22 protein-coding genes, 1 tRNA gene and 2 pseudogenes are annotated in these 22,015 nt (G+C 70.7%); 12 read left to right on the top strand and 13 right to left on the bottom strand.

All coding sequences use genetic code 11. From position 1 onward, the window contains the following. Positions 1 to 117 precede the first annotated feature (117 nt). Positions 118 to 1,104, bottom strand: a complete 987-nt coding sequence (locus tag ADL12_RS06170; protein ID WP_063806618.1) for an NAD(P)H-dependent flavin oxidoreductase — start codon at positions 1,102 to 1,104, stop codon at positions 118 to 120. 675 nt (positions 1,105 to 1,779) lie between these two features. After that, positions 1,780 to 2,127 (bottom strand): hypothetical protein, encoded by a 348-nt coding sequence (locus ADL12_RS06165; protein ID WP_062699333.1) that lies wholly within the window; start codon positions 2,125 to 2,127, stop codon positions 1,780 to 1,782. A 29-nt stretch (positions 2,128 to 2,156) separates the two neighbouring features. On the opposite strand from ADL12_RS06165, the pseudogene ADL12_RS06160 reads away from it, so the two are divergent. Then, positions 2,157 to 2,900, top strand: a pseudogene (locus ADL12_RS06160) (tyrosine-type recombinase/integrase); the annotation flags it as partial. 96 nt (positions 2,901 to 2,996) lie between these two features. Here ADL12_RS06160 and ADL12_RS53745 read toward each other — a convergent pair. Further along, positions 2,997 to 3,056, bottom strand: a tRNA-Pro gene (locus ADL12_RS53745). Between the two features lie 122 nt (positions 3,057 to 3,178). Here ADL12_RS53745 and ADL12_RS06155 point away from each other — a divergent pair. The 4 genes and pseudogenes from ADL12_RS06155 (at position 3,179) to ADL12_RS06140 (ending at position 6,301) form a co-directional block, all read left to right on the top strand. Then, positions 3,179 to 3,700 carry a DUF309 domain-containing protein gene (locus ADL12_RS06155; RefSeq protein ID WP_062699331.1) on the top strand — a complete coding sequence of 174 codons (522 nt, stop codon included), beginning with the start codon at positions 3,179 to 3,181 and terminating at the stop codon, positions 3,698 to 3,700. 282 nt (positions 3,701 to 3,982) lie between these two features. Further along, positions 3,983 to 4,810: a precorrin-6A synthase (deacetylating) gene (gene cobF, locus ADL12_RS06150; RefSeq protein WP_062699403.1), complete on the top strand. Its 828-nt coding sequence runs from the start codon at positions 3,983 to 3,985 to the stop codon at positions 4,808 to 4,810. A 174-nt stretch (positions 4,811 to 4,984) separates the two neighbouring features. After that, positions 4,985 to 5,770: pseudogene (locus ADL12_RS06145) on the top strand (MFS transporter); the annotation flags it as partial. 66 nt (positions 5,771 to 5,836) lie between these two features. Next, positions 5,837 to 6,301, top strand: a complete 465-nt coding sequence (locus ADL12_RS06140; RefSeq protein WP_062699329.1) for a hypothetical protein — start codon at positions 5,837 to 5,839, stop codon at positions 6,299 to 6,301. Here the strand turns inward: ADL12_RS06140 and ADL12_RS06135 are convergent. Further along, positions 6,291 to 7,037 carry a cobalt-precorrin-6A reductase gene (locus ADL12_RS06135; RefSeq protein ID WP_062699327.1) on the bottom strand — a complete coding sequence of 249 codons (747 nt, stop codon included), beginning with the start codon at positions 7,035 to 7,037 and terminating at the stop codon, positions 6,291 to 6,293. The genes ADL12_RS06140 and ADL12_RS06135 overlap by 11 nt on opposite strands. Before the next feature lie 189 nt (positions 7,038 to 7,226). Between ADL12_RS06135 and ADL12_RS06130 the strand changes: the two genes are divergently transcribed. Next, positions 7,227 to 8,693, top strand: a complete 1,467-nt coding sequence (locus ADL12_RS06130) for a DUF6351 family protein (RefSeq protein ID WP_244187788.1) — start codon at positions 7,227 to 7,229, stop codon at positions 8,691 to 8,693. 35 nt (positions 8,694 to 8,728) lie between these two features. Then, positions 8,729 to 9,541: an HAD-IIA family hydrolase gene (locus tag ADL12_RS06125; protein WP_062699325.1), complete on the top strand. Its 813-nt coding sequence runs from the start codon at positions 8,729 to 8,731 to the stop codon at positions 9,539 to 9,541. On the opposite strand, the gene ADL12_RS06120 is transcribed toward ADL12_RS06125, so the two are convergent. Both ADL12_RS06120 and ADL12_RS06115 read right to left on the bottom strand, forming a co-directional pair. Next, positions 9,527 to 10,300 carry a sulfite exporter TauE/SafE family protein gene (locus tag ADL12_RS06120; RefSeq protein ID WP_062699323.1) on the bottom strand — a complete coding sequence of 258 codons (774 nt, stop codon included), beginning with the start codon at positions 10,298 to 10,300 and terminating at the stop codon, positions 9,527 to 9,529. The genes ADL12_RS06125 and ADL12_RS06120 overlap by 15 nt on opposite strands. A gap of 66 nt (positions 10,301 to 10,366) precedes the next feature. Next, positions 10,367 to 11,554, bottom strand: a complete 1,188-nt coding sequence (locus ADL12_RS06115) for a thiolase family protein (RefSeq protein ID WP_062699321.1) — start codon at positions 11,552 to 11,554, stop codon at positions 10,367 to 10,369. 137 nt (positions 11,555 to 11,691) lie between these two features. Here ADL12_RS06115 and ADL12_RS06110 point away from each other — a divergent pair, with 137 nt between their 5' ends. The 5 genes from ADL12_RS06110 to ADL12_RS06090 all read left to right on the top strand — a co-directional run bounded on the left by ADL12_RS06110 (position 11,692) and on the right by ADL12_RS06090 (position 15,033). After that, the gene (locus ADL12_RS06110; protein ID WP_062699319.1) at positions 11,692 to 12,501 is read left to right on the top strand and encodes an alpha/beta hydrolase; all 810 of its coding nucleotides are present in this window, start codon (positions 11,692 to 11,694) and stop codon (positions 12,499 to 12,501) included. Positions 12,502 to 12,634: 133 nt separating this feature from the next. Continuing rightward, the gene (locus ADL12_RS06105; protein WP_062699317.1) at positions 12,635 to 13,117 is read left to right on the top strand and encodes a Dps family protein; all 483 of its coding nucleotides are present in this window, start codon (positions 12,635 to 12,637) and stop codon (positions 13,115 to 13,117) included. Positions 13,118 to 13,180: 63 nt separating this feature from the next. After that, positions 13,181 to 13,513: a DUF3140 domain-containing protein gene (locus ADL12_RS06100; RefSeq protein WP_062699315.1), complete on the top strand. Its 333-nt coding sequence runs from the start codon at positions 13,181 to 13,183 to the stop codon at positions 13,511 to 13,513. Then, positions 13,510 to 14,157, top strand: a complete 648-nt coding sequence (locus ADL12_RS06095) for an HhH-GDP family DNA glycosylase (RefSeq protein ID WP_062699313.1) — start codon at positions 13,510 to 13,512, stop codon at positions 14,155 to 14,157. The genes ADL12_RS06100 and ADL12_RS06095 overlap by 4 nt, the downstream gene beginning before the upstream one ends. 48 nt (positions 14,158 to 14,205) lie before the next feature. Continuing rightward, on the top strand, positions 14,206 to 15,033 hold the full coding sequence (locus ADL12_RS06090) for an SAM-dependent methyltransferase (RefSeq protein ID WP_062699311.1): 828 nt from the start codon (positions 14,206 to 14,208) through the stop codon (positions 15,031 to 15,033). 47 nt (positions 15,034 to 15,080) lie between these two features. Here the strand turns inward: ADL12_RS06090 and ADL12_RS06085 are convergent, their stop codons facing one another. From ADL12_RS06085 to ADL12_RS06055, 7 genes are read right to left on the bottom strand one after another with little or no spacing between them, the layout of a single operon-like run. Then, entirely contained in the window at positions 15,081 to 15,770 is a 690-nt protein-coding gene (locus ADL12_RS06085; protein WP_062699309.1) for an SDR family oxidoreductase, read from the bottom strand. After that, the gene (locus tag ADL12_RS06080; RefSeq protein ID WP_062699307.1) at positions 15,767 to 16,642 is read right to left on the bottom strand and encodes a cupin domain-containing protein; all 876 of its coding nucleotides are present in this window, start codon (positions 16,640 to 16,642) and stop codon (positions 15,767 to 15,769) included. Before ADL12_RS06080 ends, ADL12_RS06085 begins: the two co-directional genes overlap by 4 nt. Continuing rightward, entirely contained in the window at positions 16,639 to 17,991 is a 1,353-nt protein-coding gene (locus ADL12_RS06075; protein ID WP_062699305.1) for an amidohydrolase family protein, read from the bottom strand. The genes ADL12_RS06080 and ADL12_RS06075 overlap by 4 nt, the downstream gene beginning before the upstream one ends. Positions 17,992 to 18,013: 22 nt before the next feature. Continuing rightward, positions 18,014 to 18,994: an alpha-ketoacid dehydrogenase subunit beta gene (locus ADL12_RS06070; RefSeq protein WP_062699303.1), complete on the bottom strand. Its 981-nt coding sequence runs from the start codon at positions 18,992 to 18,994 to the stop codon at positions 18,014 to 18,016. Continuing rightward, positions 18,982 to 19,959, bottom strand: coding sequence for a thiamine pyrophosphate-dependent dehydrogenase E1 component subunit alpha (locus ADL12_RS06065; protein ID WP_062699301.1), 978 nt, complete (start codon positions 19,957 to 19,959; stop codon positions 18,982 to 18,984). The genes ADL12_RS06070 and ADL12_RS06065 overlap by 13 nt, the downstream gene beginning before the upstream one ends. Beyond that, a complete protein-coding gene (locus tag ADL12_RS06060) occupies positions 19,959 to 21,326 on the bottom strand; it encodes a M24 family metallopeptidase (protein ID WP_062699399.1) in 1,368 nt (455 codons plus the stop codon). Before ADL12_RS06060 ends, ADL12_RS06065 begins: the two co-directional genes overlap by 1 nt. Before the next feature lie 45 nt (positions 21,327 to 21,371). After that, positions 21,372 to 22,010, bottom strand: a complete 639-nt coding sequence (locus tag ADL12_RS06055) for a helix-turn-helix domain-containing protein (RefSeq protein ID WP_062699299.1) — start codon at positions 22,008 to 22,010, stop codon at positions 21,372 to 21,374. Positions 22,011 to 22,015 lie beyond the last annotated feature (5 nt).

Below are 22,015 nucleotides of genomic sequence, written 5' to 3'. Positions count from 1 at the left end.
GATGCCGGGGAGTCCGCAGCGGAGCCCGGCGGGTCAGTCCCTTTGTGTCCCAGCCCGGTCGTTCGCGCGGCCCGATGGGGGCCAGGTCCCAGTCAATGACGCAGGGCGCTGGGTCGGTCAGCTGAGCAGCGAGCGGGGCCGTGAGTTCAGGATGGTCTCGGCCTCGTCACTGATCTGGCGGACCACGTCCGCGGCGGGGCGGATGGCATCGACGAGGGCCGCTGACTGACCGTAGAGGATCATGCTCGTGTCGGGGTCGGGTGGGGAGTCGAAGGGGTTGACGTCTTCCGGGGGTGCGAATTCCTCTTTGCGGTCCCGCAGCGTTGCTTCCCGCTCCGCCCACTCATCGGTGAATCGGTTGCGACGCATGCGTGCGCCGATCGCCGACGGCCAGGGCAGTCCCGACACGATGTCGTAGGCCCGCGTCCATACGGTGTCGCTGCCGTCGCTCTCGATGATCAGGCGCTTGTGGATGTCGTGCACCTCGACCGCTTCGGGCGTGGCGAGGAACGCCGTGCCCAGCCAGGCTCCGTCCGCGCCGGCGGTGAGGACTGCCGCGAGCGTTCGGCCGTCGGCGATGCCGCCCGCGGCCAGTACGGGAATGTCGGGGTACCGCTTTACGACCCCGGCCAGGAACGGCAGCAGCCCCATCGTCCCGGTATGGCCGCCGGCCTCGGTGCCTTGTGCGACGAGGACGTCCGCTCCTGCAGCGACGGCCATCTCCGCATCGTCGTAGGTCTGGATCTGGCACATCACCCGGGCGCCTGCGTCCTTGGCCCGGGCGAGCCACGGCCGGGGGTCGACGAACGACAGTGCGACGACCTCTGGTCGCTGCTCCAACGTGGCGTCGAACAGCGGCTCGGTGAAGGGGAGGAATGGCGTGATGAAGCCGACTCCGAACGGCCGGTCGGTCGTGGCGCGGATGGTTGCGATCTCCGTGCGGATCCATTCCGGCCCTTTCCAGGGATGCGTTCCGCCGAAGGAGCCGAGCCCGCCGGCGGCGGACACCGCGGCGGCGAGTGTCCCGCCGCTGTGCAGGCCCATGGGGGCCGCCATCACCGGAGAGGCGAGATCGAACATATCGGTGAATCTCGTATGCAACATGGACTGACGCTAACGGACACAGCGAACCGGACGTGCTTGCAGCGCCGCGAGCGGTCGGCCAGGGTCCCGGACGAAGCGGCCCCCGAGACATTCGGGCGGTGGCCGGGCCTCGTCGCGGGGCTGAAGAAGCGGCTTCTCTGCCGCTGACACAAGCGTGTCCTGCCACATGCCGCGTGTATTGGTCGTGCGACCACACTCCAGCTCCCGCACGCGTGCCGAGATAGCGTCGTAGGCGGCGAGAACCACCGGAGTCGGCTGGAGAGCGCAGCTCAGGAAGCCGATCGAGACCCGCAACTTCGGACCAGACCGAGTGGACGACGACCGGCATCCACTATTCCAGGGCCAGATCGACTGAGAAGTTCCCCTGTTCGCCATCTCAACTCACATGGTCGTCGCAGATCACAGGCACCTCTCCGAACCAGATCGGTTGCGACGGGACAACTGTGACCGCGCGCCATCGCTGAGCGTCACAGTGGTGTGACCTCCGGCGATAGGTGGCCAGACGGGACTGGAAGTCCGCTGGTGAGCGGCCGGGCGCTCAACGGTGGTTGGCCATTTTTCTCAGAGATAGGTGGCCAACGCGGTCTCGACTTTGCCCCTGGCAGGTCCCAGCGGTGGGGTCTCCAAGTGACCGCTTTCAAAGGCCGGTTCCACAGCGCGGGGTAGAGGTGCCCGTCAAGGCGTCGGCGGGAGCCACACCTGAGGCAGCCTCAGTCCAGTTGGAAGACTCTGCCCGCTGACTGGCACCAGACCGGCAGGAGCGTCCCCCTGCGCACGAGAGAAATCGACTGGGCCGTCGCTGAACTCCATGTGAGCGAAGGTGATTGAGCCACCGGAGAACTGAGCTTCGTGGAAGCTGGTGTCGCCACCGGAGAACTGGGTTGCGTAGAACATGACCCCGCCGCCGGAGAACTGCGCATGAGCGAACGTGGTTGCGTCAGCGGAGAACTGCGCGCGACCGAAGCTGTCGTCGCCGCCAGAGACCACTGTCTTGGTGAAGTTGACCCAGCGGCCGGAGAACACTGCATCATCGAAGCTGACCTTGCTGCCGGAGAACTGCGCTCACCAAGGTCAACCCCGCCCGGGTGACCTGCTGGCAGAAGCTCTGCAAGCAGGCCGAGGACGAACTCCTCGACCCACGGGCGCTGGCCCTGCCCGACTGGGGGACCCTCATCGCGCTGGCCGACGCGCTCGTTGCAGCCTCCCACGACCACTACCGCGGCTGGGGAGACGTGGTCGTCTTCGCCGCGTGCACTGCCGCACGGATCGGCGAGGTCTCAGGCTGCCGTGTCGGGGACATCGACACCACCCAGTGGATCTGGACCGTACGGCGCCAGACCACACCCGCGCCCGGCGGGCTGACCGACAAGGGCACCAAGGGCAAGCGAGCCCGCAAGGTTCCCAGCGTCGAGGAGATCCGTCCCCTCGCCGCTCAGCGCGTCCTGTCCGCCGGCCCGAATCCCGATGCCCGCCTGTTCACCGGCCCGCGCGGCGGACGCATCTCCACCGCCGTCCCGCGCGACGCCACACACTGGGACGACGTGGTCACCAAGCTCGGCTACGAGCACCTACGCCGCCACGACCTCCGGCACACCGGACTGACCTGGTTCGCCGACGCAGGCGTGCAGGTCCACGTCCTGCGACGCATCGCCGGCCACGGATCCCTGACCACCACCCAACGCTGCCTCCACCCGGGCGTACACAAGATCACGGCCGCCGGGGCGGCGCTCTCCGCACACCTCAGCGTGCTCCGCACACCGCGCTCGCTGCCGAGCCCGATCGTCGTGACCCGCTGACCTGGGTCAAGGGCACTGGTCCCCAACAGATCCCCAAAAATGATCAAGGGCCGGTTTCGGATGCCTCCGAAATCGGCCCTGACCTGCGACTGTCTCCACAGGATTTGAACCTGCGACCCCTTGACCCCCAGTCAAGTGCGCTACCAAGCTGCGCCACGTCCCGGTGCCTGTCGCGCGGTGAACCGCGTGATCACGCATGCAGAACTTTACCCCACGCCGGGGACCGTGCCGAAAAGGGCGCCCGGCGCAGGTTAGGCGGCGCGATGGACAATCGGTGCATGGCCACCACACCGTCAGGACGGCAGACCGACGCACGGGACCGGGACAGCGAGGGCCGGGCACGCAACGCGCGCCCCCGGGACGGTCTCGGGCGCCCCCTCCCCTACGGCGCGGACGGCGTCGCCCGCCAGCCCGAGGGCGTCGTACGCACCCCGGAGCAGAGTGTCGCCGAGGCGCAGCAGCTGCTGGACGCGGGGAAGCCGTTCCATGCGCACGAGGTCTTCGAGGACGCCTGGAAGACGGGTCCGCAGGAGGAGCGGGCCCTGTGGCGGGGGCTGGCCCAGCTCGCGGTGGGCCTCACCCACTCGGCTCGCGGGAACGTGACGGGCGGGGCGAGGTTGCTGCGGCGCGGGGCCGGGGCTGTGGAGGAGTGGGCGTCGGGTGCCGGGAGGCAGCGGCCGTACGGGATGGATCTCGCGGGGCTGGTCGCGTGGGCGCGGGAGCTGGCGGGGGTCGTGGAGGAGGGCGACGAGACCGTGGACGCGCGGGCGTGGGCGCCGAGACTGAGCGGGCGGTCGTAGAGGGGGCGGGAACGCGGCGCGGGCGGCTCTGCCGCTCAGGGTGTGAGGCACGCGCGGGCGTAGATCGAGGGCGGATCGCGAGCGAGCCTCCCGGCCCCGGTGACACGTCGTCGCGGCAGGCACGCGCGGGCCTCCGGCAAGTGACGAGCCGGACAGTTTCACCGTGACGAGCCGGGCACCTTCACCGGGATCCGCCCACCGCGCAGGGCACGAAACCGCCCCCGCCGCCTCCGGCATGGACGCGGTGTCCGCGTTGTCAGTGGCGTGCGGCAGACTCGGGGCGTGCGAAAGATTCATGTCATCGGTATCGGCGCGGGCGACCCGGAGCAGCTGACGCTGCAGGCGGTCAGGGCGCTGGGGAGTACGGACGTGTTCTTCATCCTCGACAAGGGCGAGGTGAAGTCCGACCTCACGCAGCTGCGCCGGGACATGCTGGACGCGCACATACCCCAGGGGTCGTATCGAGTCGTCGAGGCGCGGGATCCGGAGCGGGACCGGTCGGCGGGGGGTGCCGCGTACTCCCCGGCCGTCGGGGACTGGCGCAGTGCCCGCGCCGGGATCTACGAGCGGCTGATCGCCGAGGAGCTGGGCGAGGGCGAGACCGGCGCCTTCCTGGTGTGGGGTGATCCCGCGCTGTACGACAGCACGCTCGGGATCCTGGAGGAGGTCCTGGCCAAGGGCGCGGTGGACTTCGAGTACGACGTGGTGCCCGGCATCAGCAGTGTCTCGGCTCTCGTCGCCCGGCATCGGACGGGGCTCAACCGGGTCGCCCGGCCCGTGCAGATCACCACGGGCCGACGGCTGGCCGAGGGCTTCCCGGACGGTGTGGACGACGTGGTCGTGATGCTCGACGCCCACCAGGTCTTCCGGCAGTACGCCGACCAGGACATCGACATCTACTGGGGCGCGTACATCGGCACCCCGGACGAGATCCTCGCCTCCGGCCCGATCTCCGAGGCCGCGCCCCGCATCGAGCAGCTGCGCGCCGAGGCCCGGGAGCGCAAGGGCTGGATCATGGACACGTATCTGCTGCGCCGGAATCCGAAGAAGCCGCAGGAACCACAGGAACCGCACGAACCACAGGAACCACAAGCGCCGAAGGTGCAGTAGGCCCAGGGGGCAGGAGAAGGAGGCGTAGGGGCCGCCTCGGGAGCGGGCATCCGCGCGGCACCCGAGCGGACCGTCCCCGCATGCGCCGTCGGGCCGCCGCGGTGATCGTGGCCCCGTGACGCTCGCCGAGGAAACCGCCCCGCCCGCCGCCTCACAGCCACCCGTGCTGGACGCACGCTGACACCGAACCTCACCGACGCGTCGCGACCGCCGCGAGGACGGGCAGCGGACTCGATCCAGCCGCCATCACCCAGGCCGCGACCAGCCCCGAAGGCCTGCACCGGCTGCCGTCGCCCATCGCCGCCCCGATCATCGACGCCTACGCCGACATGATCCAGACCGTCTTCCTGTGGACGGTGCCGGTCGCGGCGCTCGGCTTCGTGGTCGCCCTGTTCCTCAAACAGGTGCCGCTGCGCGACAGTGCGCGCATGGGGTCGACCGACATGGGCGAGGGATTCGCGTCGCCGCACGACGCCAACGCCCAGCGGGTGCTGGAGGCGTCCGTCGGGAAGATCATCGGCAGTCTGGCGCCCGACACCGCCCGCCGGATCATCGCGGACTCCGACACCCGCCTCGACGTGGCCGGCGCCTGGGCGGTGATCCAGGTCGAGCTGCTGACACGCCTGGTCGGCCACGCGAGCGTTCGGCCTGATCGCGGCCCGCCGCCACATGCCTCCGGAAGTGCTTCTTCCGGTCTTCGACCGGATGGTCGAGGAGGGCTACCTCACCCGCGACGGCTCCCTCCTGTCCCACACCGACGCGGGCGCCCGCGAGGCCCAGGTCATCGGCGAGGCATGGGGCGCCTGGCTCGAGGGCCGGGTGCATGAGGACATCGGCCGGCCGCCGGGCACGGACCTGCGCACCGCGGTCCACACGATCGCCAAGCGGCTGCTGGTGGAGGACCTGAGCGCCGGGTTGCCCGGCCGGGCGAAGGAGCCCGCGCTGAGCGGACCGCGCTGACAAGGCTGAGCGGGCCGCGCTGAAAACCTGGTGCGGTGTGCGGCGGTCCGCCGTGATACTCGCCGCATGTCCGCCGCGCCGGTCCGTTTCCGCGACCCCCTCAGCGAGATCTACGAGTTCACCGACTCGGTCCTGGTGCGCTGCCAGCGCTGTGAGGAGATCGCTCACTACGAACGCCACCCCGCCGTCGCCCCGGACGCGCACGGCGCGTCGTACCCGCAGCGGCGTCTGGTCTGCCGGTCCTGCGGGCTGACGCGCAACTCATCGGGGGCAGGGGGCCGGTGTGCGAACCCGGTTCTGTGGCTGCAGACCGAGACCCGGCACGGAGTGGTGTGGGCCTACAACCTCGAGCACCTGGACCTGCTCAGACGGTTCGTGGCCGCCTCGCTACGGGAACGGCCGCCCTGGTACGAGCATGGCCGGAAGATGACCTACGTCGCACGTCTGCCCGCGTGGATCAAGCGCGCCAAGAACCGCGACGAGGTGCTGCGCGCCATCGCCCGGATCCGCGCCTCGGTCGTCACAAGGTGAGGCCCAGCCGCTCCAGCACCCCCGCCACGTCCGGCACGGCGCTCACACCCGCCGGGAGCGGGGGACGCCGTACGACCACGACCGGGAGAGCGAGTTGGCGGGCGGCCGTGAGTTTGGCCGAGGTCGCCTCTCCGCCGCTGGCCTTGGTCACCAGTACGTCGATGCGGTGATCGCGCAGGAGTGCCGTCTCGTCGTCCACCGTGAACGGGCCGCGGGCCAGGAGCACTTCGGTGTGCGGGGGCATCGGTGGCTCGGGCGGGTCGACGGAGCGTACGACGAAGTGCAGGTCCGTCAGGTGGGCGAAGGCCGCCAGGCCCAGGCGGCCGGTGGTCAGGAACACACGGTGGGCGAGGCTCGGCAGCAGGGCCGCGGCCTCGTCGAGCGAAGCGACCTCGTGCCAACGGTCCTCGGGGCCCGGCCGCCACCCCGGGCGGCGCAGGACCACCGCCGGCACACGGCTCGCTGCCGCGGCGCGGACCGCGTTCGCCGTGATCGACTCGGCGAAGGGGTGGGTGGCGTCGACGACGGTGTCGACCTGCTCGGCGCGCAGCCAGTCGGCCAGGCCCTGCGCTCCGCCGAAGCCTCCGATGCGTACGTCCCCCGCGACCGCGCCCGGCCGTGACACGCGCCCCGCGAGCGAGGTGGTGACGCGGACCCCGGGGTGCGCGGTGAGTGCGGCGGCGAGTTCGCGGGCCTCGGTGGTGCCGCCGAGGATCAGGATGTGGCGGGGGGACATGGGGGGGAGCGTACGAGATGCCGTGCGCAGGGCGGCCCCTCGGGTCCGCCGCCTATCCGCCGCCTATCCGCCGCCTATTCAGGCGAACACTATGAACACAACGATCAGATCGTGGTCCCTCACCTCATCGCTCCCTAGCATCGCGGCGCACGGCTCGACGACGCGCCGACGAGAACGAGGAGCAGCGTCTTGGACTGGACGAGAACGCACTCACTGATCCGCAGAACTGTCCCCTCGCCCGAACGGCGGCGGACGACGCTGGCCGCCGTGCTGGCCGGTGCCCTCGCCGTCGGCATCCTCGTCGGCGCCTCGAACGCCCGGGGGGAGACGGCCGGACCCGCGCGCGCCGCATGCCCCGCCGCTCTGGCCGGTGAGGCCGACTGCTACACCGGCCGTGACGCCAACGGTGCGTACTACGCGATCGCCGTGCCCGCCCACTGGAACGGCTCCCTCGTCGTGCACGCCCACGGCGGCCCCGACCTCGGCACGTACTCCGACCCCACCCGCAGCCTCGACGATCTGAGCCGCTGGACGGTCATGGTGAAGGAGGGCTACGCCTGGGCGGGTTCGTCGTACCGCCGGGGCGGCTACGGGACGCGGATGGCCGCCGCCGACACCGAGAGTGTGCGCCGACTGTTCGTCGAGGAGTTCGGCACGCCGCGGCGGACGTATGTGCACGGCCAGTCGTGGGGCGGGAACGTCGCCGCGAAGGTCGTGGAGACCTACGGCAGACGGCAGGGGACGTACGACGGGGCGCTGCTCACCAACGGCGTCCTCGCCGGTGGCTCACGTGGCTACGACTACCGGGTCGACCTGCGCGTCGTCTACCAGTACTACTGCCGCAACCACCCCCGCCCGACCGAGCCGCAGTACCCGCTGTGGCAAGGGCTGCGCGCCGACTCGACCATGACGACCGCCGGGCTGCGCGCCCGGCTGCAGGAGTGCACCGGGTATGCGTCGGCGCCCGCTGAGCGGTCCGCGCTGCAGCAGCGCAATCTCGACGACATCCTGGCGGTCACGAAGATCCCGGAGCGCACGCTGCAGTCGCATCTGCGGTGGGCGACCTTCACGTTCCGGGACATCGTGCACCACCGCCTCGGGGGCCGGAACCCGTTCGGAAACCGGGGCGTTCGGTACTCCGGGTCGCATGACGACGAGGCGCTCAACGCCGGCGTCGAGCGGTTCTCCCCGGACCCGACGGCCGTACGCGATCTGTCCTACGACAGCGATCTCACGGGCAAGGTGTCGATGCCGGTACTCACTCTGCGTGCGATCGGCGACCCGACGGCGTTCGTGGAGCACGAGGCGGCGTACCGGGACACGCTGCGCGGGGCCGGCCGGGCCGGGCATCTGGTGCAGACGTTCACACGGGAGCGCGAGCACAGTGTGCTGAGCGACGCCGAGTCCGCCACCTCCGTGGCGGCCCTGGAGACATGGGTGCGGACGGGTGAGAGGCCCACGGTCCGGTCCGTCGCGGCCTCGTGCGCGGCGTTCGACCGTACCTATGGCACCGGTTGCTTCTACGACCCCGAGTACCGCCCCTCGTCATACGCCTCGCGGGTCGAGGCGCGGCCGGGCGGGCTGCGGTGGCCTGCCATGACGGCGGCTCAGGAGCGGGCCTGGAGCAGGATCGAGGGTGTCGGGATCGCTCCCTGAGCGGCGCCGAGCCGAGCGATGACTATCGTCGTCGCATGGGATCCGTACGTGCCGTCCTCATTGACATCGACGGGGTCCTCACCGTGTCGTGGCAGCCGTTGCCCGGTGCGGTCGAGGCGTTGCGGGAGATCCGCGCGGCCGGGCTCGGGGTCGCGCTGGTCACGAACACGACGTCGCGGACGCGGGCGTCGATCGCCGAGGCGCTGGCGGACTCCTGGTTCCCGGTGTCCGCGCAGGACATCCTGACCGCGCCCGCCGTCACCGCCGCGTATCTCGCCGAGCACTATCCGGGGGCGCGGTGTGCGCTGTTGAACAGCGGGGACATCGCGGAAGACCTGGGCGGAGTCACCGTCGTCGGCGGGGACGAGGGGGACGACGCCGCTCCGGACGTGGTGGTCGTCGGGGGCGCCGGGCCCGAGTTCGACTACGCGGCGCTCAACCGGGCCTTCGGGCATATGCAGCGCGGGGCGCGGCTGGTCGCCATGCACCGGAACCTGTACTGGCGTACCGAGCAGGGGTTGCAGCTGGACACGGGCGCGTTCCTGGTCGGTCTGGAGAAGGCCGCGCGGGTCGAGGCGGAGATCACGGGCAAGCCGTCGGCCGCGTTCTTCGAGGCGGCCCTGGCGCATGTGGGGGTCGGTGCCGAGGAGGCGGTGATGGTGGGCGACGACATCGAGTCCGATGTGCTCGCGGCACAGTCGGCCGGTGTTACGGGCGTGCTGGTCAAGACCGGGAAGTACCTGCCGGAGACCCACCGGGACGCGAGCGGTACGCCCGACCATGTGATCGACTCCTTCGCCGATCTACCCGGCCTGCTGGCGGAACTGCGGGAGTCAGCGCAGCAGTAGCTGGAGGCCGCCCACGACCGTCGCCGCGATGACCAGTTGCTCGAACAACCGCTGGTTGATCCGGTTCACAGCCCATTTGCCGAGCAACGCACCAGGTACGACGAACACCACGAGCGCCGTGTCAAGCAGGAGCGAGGGGCCGTCGATCAGGCCGAGTCCGGCGCTGAAGGGCACCTTGGAGACGTTGACGATCAGGAAGAAGAAGGCGGACGTCCCCAGGAAGCCGAGCTTGCGGAAGCCGGCCGACAGCAGGTACATCGACATCACCGGCCCGCCCGCGTTGGCGACCATGGTGGTGAAGCCGCCCAGGACGCCGTACGAGCGGGCCCTGACCCGGCCGGCGCGGGTGGTGACCGAGTCCGGTTCCTGCTCCTTCTCGGCCGTGCGGCGGCGCCACACCGTCACGGCTGCCATCAGCAGCAGGATCGCGCCGATCGACGTACGGACGATCCCGTCGTCCGCCCACATGAGGAACACCGTGCCGAAGACGACCCCGGCCGCGACCGCCGGGAACAGCCGCCACAGGGTGGGCCAGTGGGCGTGCCGTCGGTAGGTGAGGACGGCGAGCACGTCGCCGGCGATCAGGATCGGCAACAGCACGCCGGTGGAGGCGCGGGCGGGGAGAACGGCGGCGAAGATCGCGAGGCTGACCGTATTGGCCCCGCTCACGGCCGTCTTCGAGAAGCCGACGAGCAGGGCCGCGAAGGCGAGCGCGGCGAACTCCCACCCGGTGATGTGCCAGAGAGTCATCGTGTCCATGCGGAGACCGATGCTATGCGCACCTAACCGATGCCCGTAAGGAGCGTCTCGCCAGTTGGGAGATTGCTAGTGCCTCTCCACCAGCACTGCACTCCCCTGCCCCACTCCCACACACATCGTCGCCAGCCCCCGCTGCGCCCCCGTCCGCCGCATCCGGTGCAGCAGCGTCGTGAGGATGCGTGCGCCCGAGCAGCCCAGCGGATGCCCCAGCGCGATCGCGCCCCCGCTGGGGTTGACCAGGTCGGGATCGATGCCGAGCTGGTCCACGCACGCGAGTGCCTGCGCCGCGAACGCCTCGTTGAACTCGGCCTCCTGGATGTCGCCGATCGTCCAGTCGGCGCGGGCCAGGACCTTGCGGGTGGCGGGGACGGGGCCGATGCCCATCACGTCGGGGTGGACGCCCGCCGAAGCGCCTGCGACATAGCGGCCGAGGGACTCCAGGCCGAGTTCGTTGAGGGCTTCTTCGCTGACCAGGAGCAGTGCGGCGGCGCCGTCGTTCATCGGTGAGGCGTTGCCCGCCGTGACGGTGCCGCCCTGCCGGAAGACCGGCTTCAGCCGGGAGAGCTTCTCGTACGAGGTGTCCTCGCGGATGCACTCGTCGCTGTCGACCAGTACCCCGTCCGGGCGCCGAACCGGCAGGAGTTCGTCGTCGAAGTGGCCGTTCTTGCGGGCCTCGGCGGCCCGTTGGTGGCTGCGCAGCGCGAACTCGTCCTGCCGCTCGCGGGGGACGCTGTAGCGCTCGGCGACCTCCTCGGCCGTCTCCCCCATGGACAGCAGGCCGTGCAGGTCCTTCATCGCCGGGTTGACCAGACGCCAGCCGAGGCGGGTGTCGGCGGTCTCGATGCGGTGGGGCAGCGCCTCGTCGGGGCGGGGCAGGACGAAGGGAGCGCGGCTCATGGACTCGGAACCGCCGGCGACGACGATGTCGGCCTCGCCCGCCGCGATGGTGCGGGCGGACGTCGTCACCGCCTCCAGGCCGGACGCGCACAGCCGGTTGACCGTCGCGCCCGGCACCGTCTCCGGCAGGCCGGCCAGCAGTGCGGCCATGCGGGCGACGTTGCGGTTGTCCTCGCCGGCCTGGTTGGCGGCGCCCCAGTAGACGTCGTCGACACGCGCCGGGTCGAGTGCGGGCACCTCCGCGACGAGACCCCGGATCACGGTCGCGGCGAGGTCGTCGGGCCGTACCGAAGACAGCGCTCCGCGCAGTTTGCCAAGGGGGGTGCGGCGGGCGGCCGCGAAGTGGACGGGACGCACGACAGGTCTCCTGACCGGCAGTTTGAATCGACACGCATTTAATTAGCACCGCTAGTTTTGGACTATAGACCGACCCGCCGCACCCTGGGAAGATCCCTGGGCACCTTCACCGACGCAGCCGGAGAGGACGAGGAGACATGGCCGACACCCGCGAGCATGTCCTTGCTGGAAGCCGGGGACCGATCGTCGTACGCGAATGGCCGAACCCTCGGCCCCGCTACGTCGCGCTCGTGATCCACGGCTACGGGGAGCACGCCGGCCGGTACGCCGAGGTGGCGGACGTCCTCGTCGAGCACGGGGCGGCCGTGTTCGGGCCGGATCACGTCGGTCACGGGAGGTCGGCGGGCGAGCGCGTGGTGATCGAGGACTTCGAGGAGGTGGTCGCCGACGTGCGCGCCGTCGCGGAGCTGGCCCGGGCCGCGCATCCGGATCTGCCCGTCGTCCTGGTCGGGCACTCCATGGGCGGCCTGATCGCGGCCCGCTACGCGCAGCTCCACGGCGCCGGTCTCGCCGCCCTGGTGCTGTCCGGGCCCGTGATCGGCGACTGGGCGCTGCCCCGGCGGCTGCTCGCCCTCAACGAGATCCCCGACACCCCGATCAGCCCGGCGGCGCTCTCCCGCGACCCCGCGGTGGGTGCGGCGTACGCGGCGGATCCGCTGGTCTGGCACGGCCCGATGAAGCGGCCGACGGTGGAGGCGTTCGCCCGGATGCTGGACACCGTGTCCAAGGGCGGCGGCATCGGGCGCCTGCCGCTGCTGTGGCTGCACGGCGACGAGGACCGTCTGGTCCCGCTCCTCGGCAGCCGTGTCGGCATCGAGGAGCTGCGCGGGGACGAACTGACCGAGCGCGTCTACCCGGGGGCCCGGCACGAGGTCTTCCACGAGACGAACAAGACGGATGTGTTCGCGGATCTGATCCGCTTCCTGGACGGCGTGTTCGCACACTGAGACACATTGCGTTTTGCACCAGTTTGCCCTGGGCACCCGCGCCCGCATGGAGCCGTCGCAGCGCCTGGAGTGATTGCGGCGCCGCACCGCTCCGTACCGGCCAGGACACAGCCAGAAGAAGGAGGAGCTCGGTATGACTGTCGTCAAGAGCACGCTTCCCGAACCGGCTCGCCGGGTCGCCGGGGAGGCCCTGCAGAGCACCCTCGTCGATCTTCTCGGCCTCTCGCTGATCGGGAAGCAGGCGCACTGGAACATCGTGGGGCCGCGGTTCCGCTCGATCCATCTGCAGCTCGACGAAGTGGTGTCGGTGGCCCGCTCGTTCTCCGACACGGTCGCCGAACGCTCCGCGGCGCTCGGCCTGCCGCCCGACGGCCGGCCGGAGACCATCGCCGCGGCCTACACGCTGCCCGGCCCCAAGGAGGGCTGGCTGCGCGACACGGAGGTCGTGCAGCTGGTCGTGGACGCCCTCGCCTCGGCCATAGAGCGGCTGCGCGAACGTATCGACGCGACCGCCGAGCCGGACCCGGTGACGCAGGACCTGCTGATCGGCATCACGAGCGAGCTGGAGAAGCAGCGCTGGATGTTCGACGCCGAGAACTGGCCGCGCGACGAGTGACACGACCGTAGCGAAGGGCCGTACACCGTACGCGCGGAGCCGTACTCGCCAAGGAGGGACACCATGACCGACGCCCTCGAACTCGACGCGCTGTGGCAGGACTTCCACCGCGTGGTGAACATGACCTCGCAGGAGCTGGCCACCTGGCTGCGGGTCAGTGACGCGGACGAGGAGACCGAGCCGCTGCCGGACCAGGCCGGCACACCGACCGGGCAGCATGTCCTCGCGATCCTGCAGAAGCGGCGCACGGACCTCACGGACGACGACATCCAGACGATGTACGACGTCGTGGACACCGTCACCGCCGAGGCGGACCTCGAGAACGAGCCCGAGCCCGAACAGACGTGCCGTCGGCATCAGTTGATGACGATCGGCCACGATCCACTGAAGCCATGAGCGACGACAAGCGCGTCGTACGGGAACTCGTGCGCGCGCACGGACAGACCTTCGCCGAGGAGGCCGGCATCCCGCTGAAGGACACCTCGCAGCCGCTGTACCGGCTGCTGGTGCTGGCGCTTCCGCTCAGTGCCCGGATCCGTGGCTCGATCGCGCTCGACACCGCCCGCGCCCTGTACGAGGCGGAGCTGCGCGATCCACGCCGGATGGCCGACGCCGACTGGCAGGAGCGGGTGGACGCGCTGGGCCGGGGCGGCTACCGGCGCTACGACGAGCGTACGGCCACCCAACTCGGCGACGGCGCCGAGCTGTTGACCGAGCGTTGGGGCGGCGATCTGCGGCGGCTGCGCAAGGAGGCGGACGGTGACGTCGCCGAACTGCGCCGTCTGCTCCAGGAGTTCCCCGGCATGGGTCCGGCCGGCGCCGACATCTTCCTGCGCGAGGCCCAGCGGGTCTGGCCTGAAGTGGCGCCCTACGTCGACGGCAAGGCGCTCTCGGGCGCACAGCGGCTCGGCCTGCCCAAGGACCCGGACCGGCTGGCCGACCTCGCCGGGAACACCGAACCGGCCGTGCTCGCCGCCGCGTTGGTGCGTGCGGCCGTCGACAAGGAGGTGGCCGAAGACAGCCTCCGCCGGGCCGCATGATCGTGAAAGACTGCTCGCACACTTCGTTGGCGAGCACAGGAGGCCTGCGTGACCGGGACCGAGCCGGCCGTATCACGTATCGACACGAGCAGGCCGCATCCGGCCCGGGTGTACGACTGGTTCCTCGGCGGCAAGGACAACTACCCCGTCGACGAGGAACTCGGGCGGCAGATCGCCGCGATGCCGGGTGACGCTCCGCGGCATGCCCGTGCCAACCGCCGGTTCATGGAGCGGGCCACCCGGGTGGTCGTCCGGGAAACGGGGATCCGCCAGTTCCTCGATGTCGGTTCCGGCATCCCGACCGAGCCCAACCTGCACCAGATCGCCCAGTCCGTCGTCCCGGACGCACGGGTGGTGTACGTCGACAACGACCCGATCGTGCTCGCACACGCAGCGGCCCTGCTGCGCGGCACTCCGGAGGGCGTGACCGAGTATGTGCAGGCCGATGCGCGGGAGCCGGAGCGCATCCTCGAACAGGCCGCCACCGTCCTCGACTTCGACCGGCCCGTCGCCCTGTCCCTGATCGCGCTGCTGCACTTCATCGCGGACGACGACGGCGCCCACCGCCTCGTGGACACACTGGTCGGCGCGCTGGCGCCGGGCAGCTGTCTGGTGCTGTCGGCGATGACGGCGGACTTCGACCCGGAGAACGTCCGGCGGGGCATCGCGGCCTACACCGCAAGCGGGGTAACACTCGTGGCGCGTTCGCACGCCGAAATGGGACGCTTGTTCAAGGGACTTGAGCTGCTGGAACCGGGGATCGTCTCCCTGTCGGACTGGCGGCCCGACGCAGGCGAGAGCGAAGCAGATGCGGGCGAGAGCGAAGCGAAGGAAGAACCCGTGTCGCTGTACGGCGCAGTCGGCTTCAAGCGCTGATCCCGCACCGCCCCCGGATCCTCGCCGCACCGACCCCGCGCCCTCGCTCAGCCGAGCAACCACCCTCCGTCCACGCTCAGTTCAACCGCGTTGACCGACTCGTTGCGCAGCAGGAAGTCCACGGCGTCGACCACGTCGGCCATGGTGGCGAGCCGCCCGGTGGGGGTCTCGGTGCGCAGCACGTCGAGCACCTTCTCCGGCTTGGCCTGCCAGTAGGGGCTGTCCCCGACGACACCCGGGTGGACGGCGTTCACCCGGATCGGCGCGAGTTCGACGGCGAGGGTGTTCACCAGGCCGCCGATGCCGGCGTTGACCGTCGCCACCGTCGTCGCGCCCGGGTAGGGCCGTTCCTTCGCCTGCCCGCCGAACAGCACGATCGCGCTGTCGTCGTGCAGCCGGGACACCAGGGTGTGCACGACCTCGGTGTAACCGACGAGTTTGAGGGTGACGAGCCGCAGGGCGGCGTCGATGTCGTACTCGGTGACCTTGTTGTCGTCGCGGGAGACGCCCGCGATGACCAGGTGGTCGACGCGCCCGACATCGGCCAGTGCGGCGGCTATCTCCCCCGGCCGGCCGAGATCGAGGGCGATTCCGCCCGCGCCGAACTCCTTGGCGATGGTGTCGGCACGGTGGCCGTCACGGCCGGTCAGGACGACCTCGTCCCCGCGTCCGGCCCGCATTCGGGCGAACTCCAGGCCGATCCCGGACGTACCGCCCACGACGAGAACACTGCTCATGACTCCAGGACCTCCCTCAGGTACTCCCAGTCCCGTGTGAACCGGTAGGAGTGACGCGACGGCGGCTGCGGCGCCTGTGTCTCCAGCCAACGTAGCGGCCCCTGACCGGCGTTGGCGAACCCGTGCACGCACCCGGCGCCCGCCCAGGCCAGGTCGCCCGGCCCCAGCCGGTACCGCTCTCCGTCGAAGGTGGCGTCCGCGGTCCCCTCGAGGATCAGGTACGTCTCCTCGAAGGGGTGGTCGTGCGTGCCGGCGGCGCCGTCGGGGGCGTACTGCACCATGAACATCGTCGAGGCGACCGCGCCCAGGTCGCTGTCGACCATCATCTTCACGGTGATCCCGCTGTACACGAGCAGCGCGGTCCGCATGCTCGCCGACACCGCGAGCAGGTCCTGGGACTGCTTGCCAGGATCCATCTGGGCGGTTTCGAAGTGGCCGAAGGACCGGGTGCGCGGGTCGCGGACGTCGATGCGGACGGGATCTCTGACCGGCAGCTCGGGCACCGCCTGGGTGTCGTATCCGTAGCGGGCCCGTGGCACCGGGGCGAGCATGTCGGCCCAGCGGCCGGCGATGTCGCCGGCGCCGCGCCATGCGTGCGGGACGCCGGTCGGGAGGAGGCCGTAGTCGCCCTCTTCGAGTAGGTACGCCCCTTCGGGCACATCGAGGATCACGGCCCCGTAGAGCACATGGAAGCTCTCCTCGTACGAGTGCACATGGGCCGGGACGCGGCCGTCGGGCCGTATCCCGCAGAGGCCGAAGCCGGTGTGCACGCTGCCGTCGTCCTCGCCGACCAAGGTCCGCCGCCGGTAGCCGAGTTCGTCGTACGGCGGCTCCGGGACGTCGGCGGTCCGGCGCACAAGGTGTCGGGTCATGCCGCGCTTTTCGCCTCCTTCGCTGCGAGGAGCCGGTCGCGGGACTCCTGGACCAGGCGCCGGGCCCGGTCGACGTCGGCCACGAGCTTCCCGTCGCGCTTGCGGATCACGCCGTCGACGATGACCGTGTCGACGTTGGAGACGTCGGCCGACAGGGTCACCGCGGCCGCCGCGTCGTGCACCGGGGCCACGTTGAGCGCGGTGGCGTCGATGGCGACGATGTCGGCGCGCTTGCCGGGGGTCAGGGTGCCGGTGCGGTGCTCGAGGCCCGCGACGTGCGCGCCGTTCACCGTGGCGATCTCCAGCATCTGGCGTGCCGTCAACATGGTGTCCGGCACGGGGAGATTGGCGTTCCAGCAGTCGGCGTTGACCCGGGCGCGCTCGGCGCCGAAGGCCGCGCGGATCTGGGTGAACATGTCGCCGGGCACGGTGGTGACGACGTCGATGCTCAAGGACGGCCGCAGCCCGTACTCGATGGCCTTCATCACGGGCGGCCAGCCGTGCCCCATCTGCATCTCGACCTGCGGTGCGATCGAGACCGTGCCGCCGCTGTCGGCGACCATCTGCCACTCGTCCTCGTGGAAGTAGCAGCAGTGGACGTAGGTGGTGTCGGAGCCGAGGAGGCCGAGGCCGTGGAGCTGCTTGACCATGCCGAAGCGGCCCGCAAGGCGGCCCATCGCCACATGCACGGTGATCGGGATGTCGAGGTCGCGGGCGAGGGCCCACTCGGCAGTGACGACGTCGTCGGTGCAGAACCCGGGGCCGCGGGTGGCCAGTGCCATGGTCAGCAGGCCGTCGTCGGAGGCGAAGTAGGTGCTGCGGATCCGCCGTACGTCGTCGCCCGGTACCGCGATCTTGCTCTCGAACCAGTAGTCGGCGAGCGAGGTGTTGGCGCTGCCGTAGGCGTACTGGGCGCGGATGCCGGTCTCCGTGAGGGCCTGGATCGCGGCGTCCGGGTGTGCGGGCGTGTTGTTGATGTGCGACCAGTCGACGAGGGTGGTGATGCCGGCGTTCAGGCACTCCAGCGATCCCGCGAGGTTGCCGGCGTACACGTCCTCGGGGGTGTACAGCGGTGCGAAGGTGTCGAGGATGTCGACGAAGTAGTCGTCCAGGGTGGCATCGGGGGCGACATTGCGGATGGGCGCCTCCCAGGTGTGGCGGTGGGTGTCCACGAAGCCGGGGATCACGATCCGGCCGGTCATGTCGAGCACTTCGGCGTCTGCGCTGATCTCCCGGTCCACGGCCGCGATCGTCCCGTCCTCGATGAGGACGTCCCCCTGGGGCAGGTCCCCTATGTCGGGGTCCATCGACAGCACGTGACCGGCTCGCAGGAGTATCCGATGGGTCATCGTTCTTCCTCCCATGGGGTGTTCAGTACGCGGCGAGGTCCCGGACGGCCGCCACGACCTTCTCGACGGTGGGGATGACCTCCTCTTCGAGTGCGTCGGCGAACGGAAGGGGCACGCACTCCCCCGCCACCCGCCTGACCGGCGCGTCCAGCAGGCCGAACCCCTCGTCGGCGACGACCGAGACGAGCGTGCCGCCCCAGCCGCCCTGGTACGGGTTCTCCTCCACGGTGACGAGCCGCGAGGTCCTGCCGAGCGAGGCGAGCACAGTGCTCACGTCCAGCGGCACGAGGAAGCGCAGGTCGACGACCTCGGCCTCGATGCCGTCGCCGGACAGGAGCTCGGCGGCTTTCAGCGCGACCGGCACCATCGAGGCGAGGGCGACGAGCGTGACGTCGGCGCCCTCGCGGACGACGGTGGCGCGACCCAGCTCGACGACGTGGTCCGGCGGCGGAGGCGCGCCCTTGGTGGCGAGCAGCCCCTTGTGCTCGAAGAAGACGACCGGGTCGTCACTGCGGATCGCCGCCGCCATCATGCCGACCACGTCGGCGGGCGTCGCCGGTGCCGCGATCTTCAGGCCGGGGATCGTGAACGCCCAGTTCTCGGTGGCCTGGGAGTGCTGGGCCCCGAAGCCGAGCCCGCCGCCGTTGGCGGTGCGCACGACGAGCGGCACGGTGACCTGACCCCCCGTCATGTACCGCACCTTCGGGATCTCGTTGGCGAGGTAGTCCCAGCAACAGGCCAGGAAGTCGGAGAACATGATCTCGGCGACCGGCCGCATCCCGGTCATCGCGGCACCCATGGCGGCCCCCACTATGGCCTGCTCCGATATGGGCGTGTCCCACACCCGCTCGGGCCCGAACTCCTTCAGCAGCCCGACCGTCGTCTTGAACACCCCGCCCGCCTCTCCGATGTCCTCACCCAGGCACACGACGGCCGGATCGCGCCGCATCTCCCGCGCGATGCCCTCGGCGACCGCCTCCCGGTAGGTGATCACGTCCGCCACGCCGCACCTCCGTCGGCCCATACGTCGGTCAGTGCCTCGCGCGGATCGGGCGGCGGGGCGGCCTTCGCTGCCTCAACGGCCTTCTGTACGGCGGTGGTTGCCCGGTCGTCCGCCTCGTTGACCACGGCCTCCGCCACGCCCATCTCGACGAGCCGCCCGCGCGCCAGGTCCAACGGGTCGCGCTTCAGCCACCGTTCGACCTCCTCGGCCGGACGGTAGGTGGCCGGGTCGGCGCGGCTGTGCCCGAAGTGGCGGTAGGTCTCCGCCTCCAGCAGCGCGGGCCCGTCTCCTGCCCGGGCCCGCCTCGCGAGCCGGGCCACCGCCTCCTGGACGGCGACGACGTCGTTGCCGTCCACCAGCTCACCGGGGATGCCGTACGCGGGCGCCCGATCGGCGGCGGGCCGGGGTACCGCCGTGACGTCGGCGATCGGCGTGTACTCCATGTACAGGTTGTTCTCGCAGACGAACAGCACGGGCAGCTTCCATACGGCGGCCAGGTTGAGGGCCTCGTGGAAGGCGCCGATGTTGGTGGCGCCGTCACCGAAGAAGGCGACCGCGATCTGGTCGGTGCCGCGCAGCCGGGCCGACCAGGCAGCGCCGGCCGCCATCGGGAGGTGTGCGCCGACGATGGCGTAGGAGCCGAGCATGCCGGTGGACGCCTTGGTCAGATGCATGGAGCCGCCCTTGGCCTTGCACAACCCCGTTGCCCGGCTCATGAGTTCGGCGAGGCACTCCTCAGGAGTGGCGCCGCGTGCCATGGCGTGGTGGTGGCCGCGGTAGGTGGCGAAGACGTAGTCGTCGGGGCGCAGGGCGGCGCTCGCGCCGACGGCGATGGCCTCGTGTCCGGCGGCGAGGTAGGTGGTGCCCTTGACGAGGCCCTGCAGGAACAGGTCGTGGGCGGCCTTCTCCGTACGGCGGATGACGGCCATCTGCTCGTAGGCGGCGAGGAGTCCGGCCGGGTCCATCAGCGTGCCCCGTTGCCGCGGGAGGTGTCGAGAGGGGCTTGTGCGCTGCCCGTGTTCAGGTGGGACTGCGACTCGCGGCGGGTGTTGAGCTCGCCGCCCACCGTCCAGTACTTGCGGCCCGCCACCAGCAGTTCCTCCGCCGGGAACTTGGTGATGACCTCGCAGCCGTCGGCGGTGACGACGAGTTCCTCCTCGATGCGGGCGGCGGACCAGCCGTCGGCGGCGGGCCAGTAGGTCTCCAGGGCGAACACCATGCCCTCTTCGAGGACTTCGGGGTGGTCGAGGGAGACCAGTCGGCTGAAGATCGGCTTCTCCCAGATCGACAGGCCGACGCCGTGGCCGTACTGGAGGGCGAAGGCGGCGGTCTCGTCGGCGAAGCCGAACTCCTCGGCGCGCGGCCAGACTTGGACGATGTCGGCGGTGGTGGCGCCAGGTCGGACGAGGGCGATGGCCTGGTCCATGTACGCGCGGCAGCGGACGTAGGCGTCGCGCTGGGCGCTGGAGGCGCTGCCGACGGCGAAGGTGCGGTAGTAGCAGGTGCGGTAGCCGAGGTGGCTGTGCAGGATGTCGAAGAAGGCGGGGTCGCCGGGGCGGATCAGGCGGTCGCTGTAGACGTGCGGGTGGGGTGAACAGCGCTCGCCGGAGATCGCGTTGACACCCTCGACGTACTCGCTGCCGAGGTCGTACAGCACCTTGCTGACGACTCCGACGCACTGGTTCTCGCGCACGCCGGGGCGCAGGTAGCCGTACAGCTCCTCGTACGCCGCGTCGACCATCGAGCAAGCCTGGGTGAGCAGGGCGATCTCGTCGCCGGTCTTGATGCGGCGGGCCTCCAGGAAGACCTGCTGGCCGTCGACGACGTCGATGCCCTCGGCGCGCAGGGCGGTGAGGACCGGCATCTCGGCGACGTCGATGCCGAGCGGCTCGCCGGCCAGCCCGTGTTCGCGCAGCTCGGTGGCGATCTTCGCGGCGACGTCCTGGGCTATGCCCGCGTCCGGGTGGAAGGCGCCGCGGAGTGTGGAGATGCCGGCGCGAGCGCCGGTGGGCGGGCCGTCTTCCTTGCCGTCGCTGTAGTCGAGCCACGGGTTGTAGAGCTGGTGGTGCCGGGCGGCGGAGCCGAAGTCCCAGACGATCGGTTCGCCGCCGCGCACCAGCAGGGCGAAGCGGATCAGCTTGTCCATCGCCCAGGTGCCGATGTGCGTGGCCGTCATGTAGCGGATGTTGGCGAAGTCGAAGCTGAGCACGGCGCCCAGCTCGGAGCGGTTCAGGGTCTCGTGGAGACGGGCCAGCCGCTGCTTGCGCAGCCGGTCCAAGTCGACGCGCTCTTCCCAGTCGACGGCGTTGGGTCCGAATGTGCGGATCGCCATGGCGAACACCCCCGCTTCGGAGTGAACGACCGCCTGCGGCGAGTGTCAAGTGTCACTGAACACGAACCAGACGCCCACGGCCGGTACGTCACCATCATTGCGGTAGCGGTGCGGGGTCGTCGACTCGAAGCAGACCGCGTCGCCGGGACGCATCGTGTACTCGTCGAAACCGAGGGTGAGGATCAGCTCGCCCGAGGTCAGACAGCCGTACTCGGTGCCCGTGTGACGCATGAGGCCGCCGGAGCTGGAGGAGGCGCCGCCGGGCCGGTAGGTCACCTGCAGGAAGTCGACATCGGTGCCGGGGACATGGCCGAGACGCTCCCACACGACACCCGAGTCCAGCTCCAGCACCTCCCGCTCGCCCGGCGTGACCAGCGGGCCGATGCGGCGGCCGGGGTCGGCGGCGAAGGCGGCGAGGGCGTGGAGGACTGTGCCGGGTGCCGCCGTCACCGGGGGCAGGGCGGCGGCCTCCCCGGCGTCGAAGAGCGACTCGACGGAGATGCCGAGGGCGGTCGTGATTGCGTACAGCGTGCTCACGGACGGCTGGCTCTTGCCGGTCTCGATCTGCGAGATCAGGCTGGCCGAGACCCCGACCTCCCTGGCCAGCGCACGCAGACTCATCCCGCGCGCCAGGCGTGTCTGCCGGATGCGCGCGCCGACAGGCGGCACGGTGAGGGGCGACACGGGCG

Origin of the sequence: Streptomyces regalis (genome assembly GCF_001509475.1) — a bacterium.
GTDB classification, from domain to species: Bacteria; Actinomycetota; Actinomycetes; order Streptomycetales; family Streptomycetaceae; genus Streptomyces; species Streptomyces regalis.
This window is presented reverse-complemented; position numbering and strand designations above follow the sequence as displayed.

Coding starts and splice junctions, on each gene's coding strand:
- ADL12_RS06125 (WP_062699325.1), top strand. CDS start 8,729: ATGGGATCCGTACGTGCCGTCCTCATTGACATCGACGGGGTCCTCACC.
- ADL12_RS06105 (WP_062699317.1), top strand. CDS start 12,635: ATGACTGTCGTCAAGAGCACGCTTCCCGAACCGGCTCGCCGGGTCGCC.
- ADL12_RS06075 (WP_062699305.1), bottom strand. CDS start 17,991: ATGACCCATCGGATACTCCTGCGAGCCGGTCACGTGCTGTCGATGGAC.
- ADL12_RS06110 (WP_062699319.1), top strand. CDS start 11,692: ATGGCCGACACCCGCGAGCATGTCCTTGCTGGAAGCCGGGGACCGATC.
- ADL12_RS06060 (WP_062699399.1), bottom strand. CDS start 21,326: ATGGCGATCCGCACATTCGGACCCAACGCCGTCGACTGGGAAGAGCGC.
- ADL12_RS06170 (WP_063806618.1), bottom strand. CDS start 1,104: ATGTTGCATACGAGATTCACCGATATGTTCGATCTCGCCTCTCCGGTG.
- ADL12_RS06155 (WP_062699331.1), top strand. CDS start 3,179: ATGGCCACCACACCGTCAGGACGGCAGACCGACGCACGGGACCGGGAC.
- ADL12_RS06135 (WP_062699327.1), bottom strand. CDS start 7,037: ATGTCCCCCCGCCACATCCTGATCCTCGGCGGCACCACCGAGGCCCGC.
- ADL12_RS06080 (WP_062699307.1), bottom strand. CDS start 16,642: ATGACCCGACACCTTGTGCGCCGGACCGCCGACGTCCCGGAGCCGCCG.
- ADL12_RS06065 (WP_062699301.1), bottom strand. CDS start 19,959: ATGGACCCGGCCGGACTCCTCGCCGCCTACGAGCAGATGGCCGTCATC.
- ADL12_RS06085 (WP_062699309.1), bottom strand. CDS start 15,770: ATGAGCAGTGTTCTCGTCGTGGGCGGTACGTCCGGGATCGGCCTGGAG.
- ADL12_RS06095 (WP_062699313.1), top strand. CDS start 13,510: ATGAGCGACGACAAGCGCGTCGTACGGGAACTCGTGCGCGCGCACGGA.
- ADL12_RS06120 (WP_062699323.1), bottom strand. CDS start 10,300: ATGGACACGATGACTCTCTGGCACATCACCGGGTGGGAGTTCGCCGCG.
- ADL12_RS06140 (WP_062699329.1), top strand. CDS start 5,837: ATGTCCGCCGCGCCGGTCCGTTTCCGCGACCCCCTCAGCGAGATCTAC.
- ADL12_RS06100 (WP_062699315.1), top strand. CDS start 13,181: ATGACCGACGCCCTCGAACTCGACGCGCTGTGGCAGGACTTCCACCGC.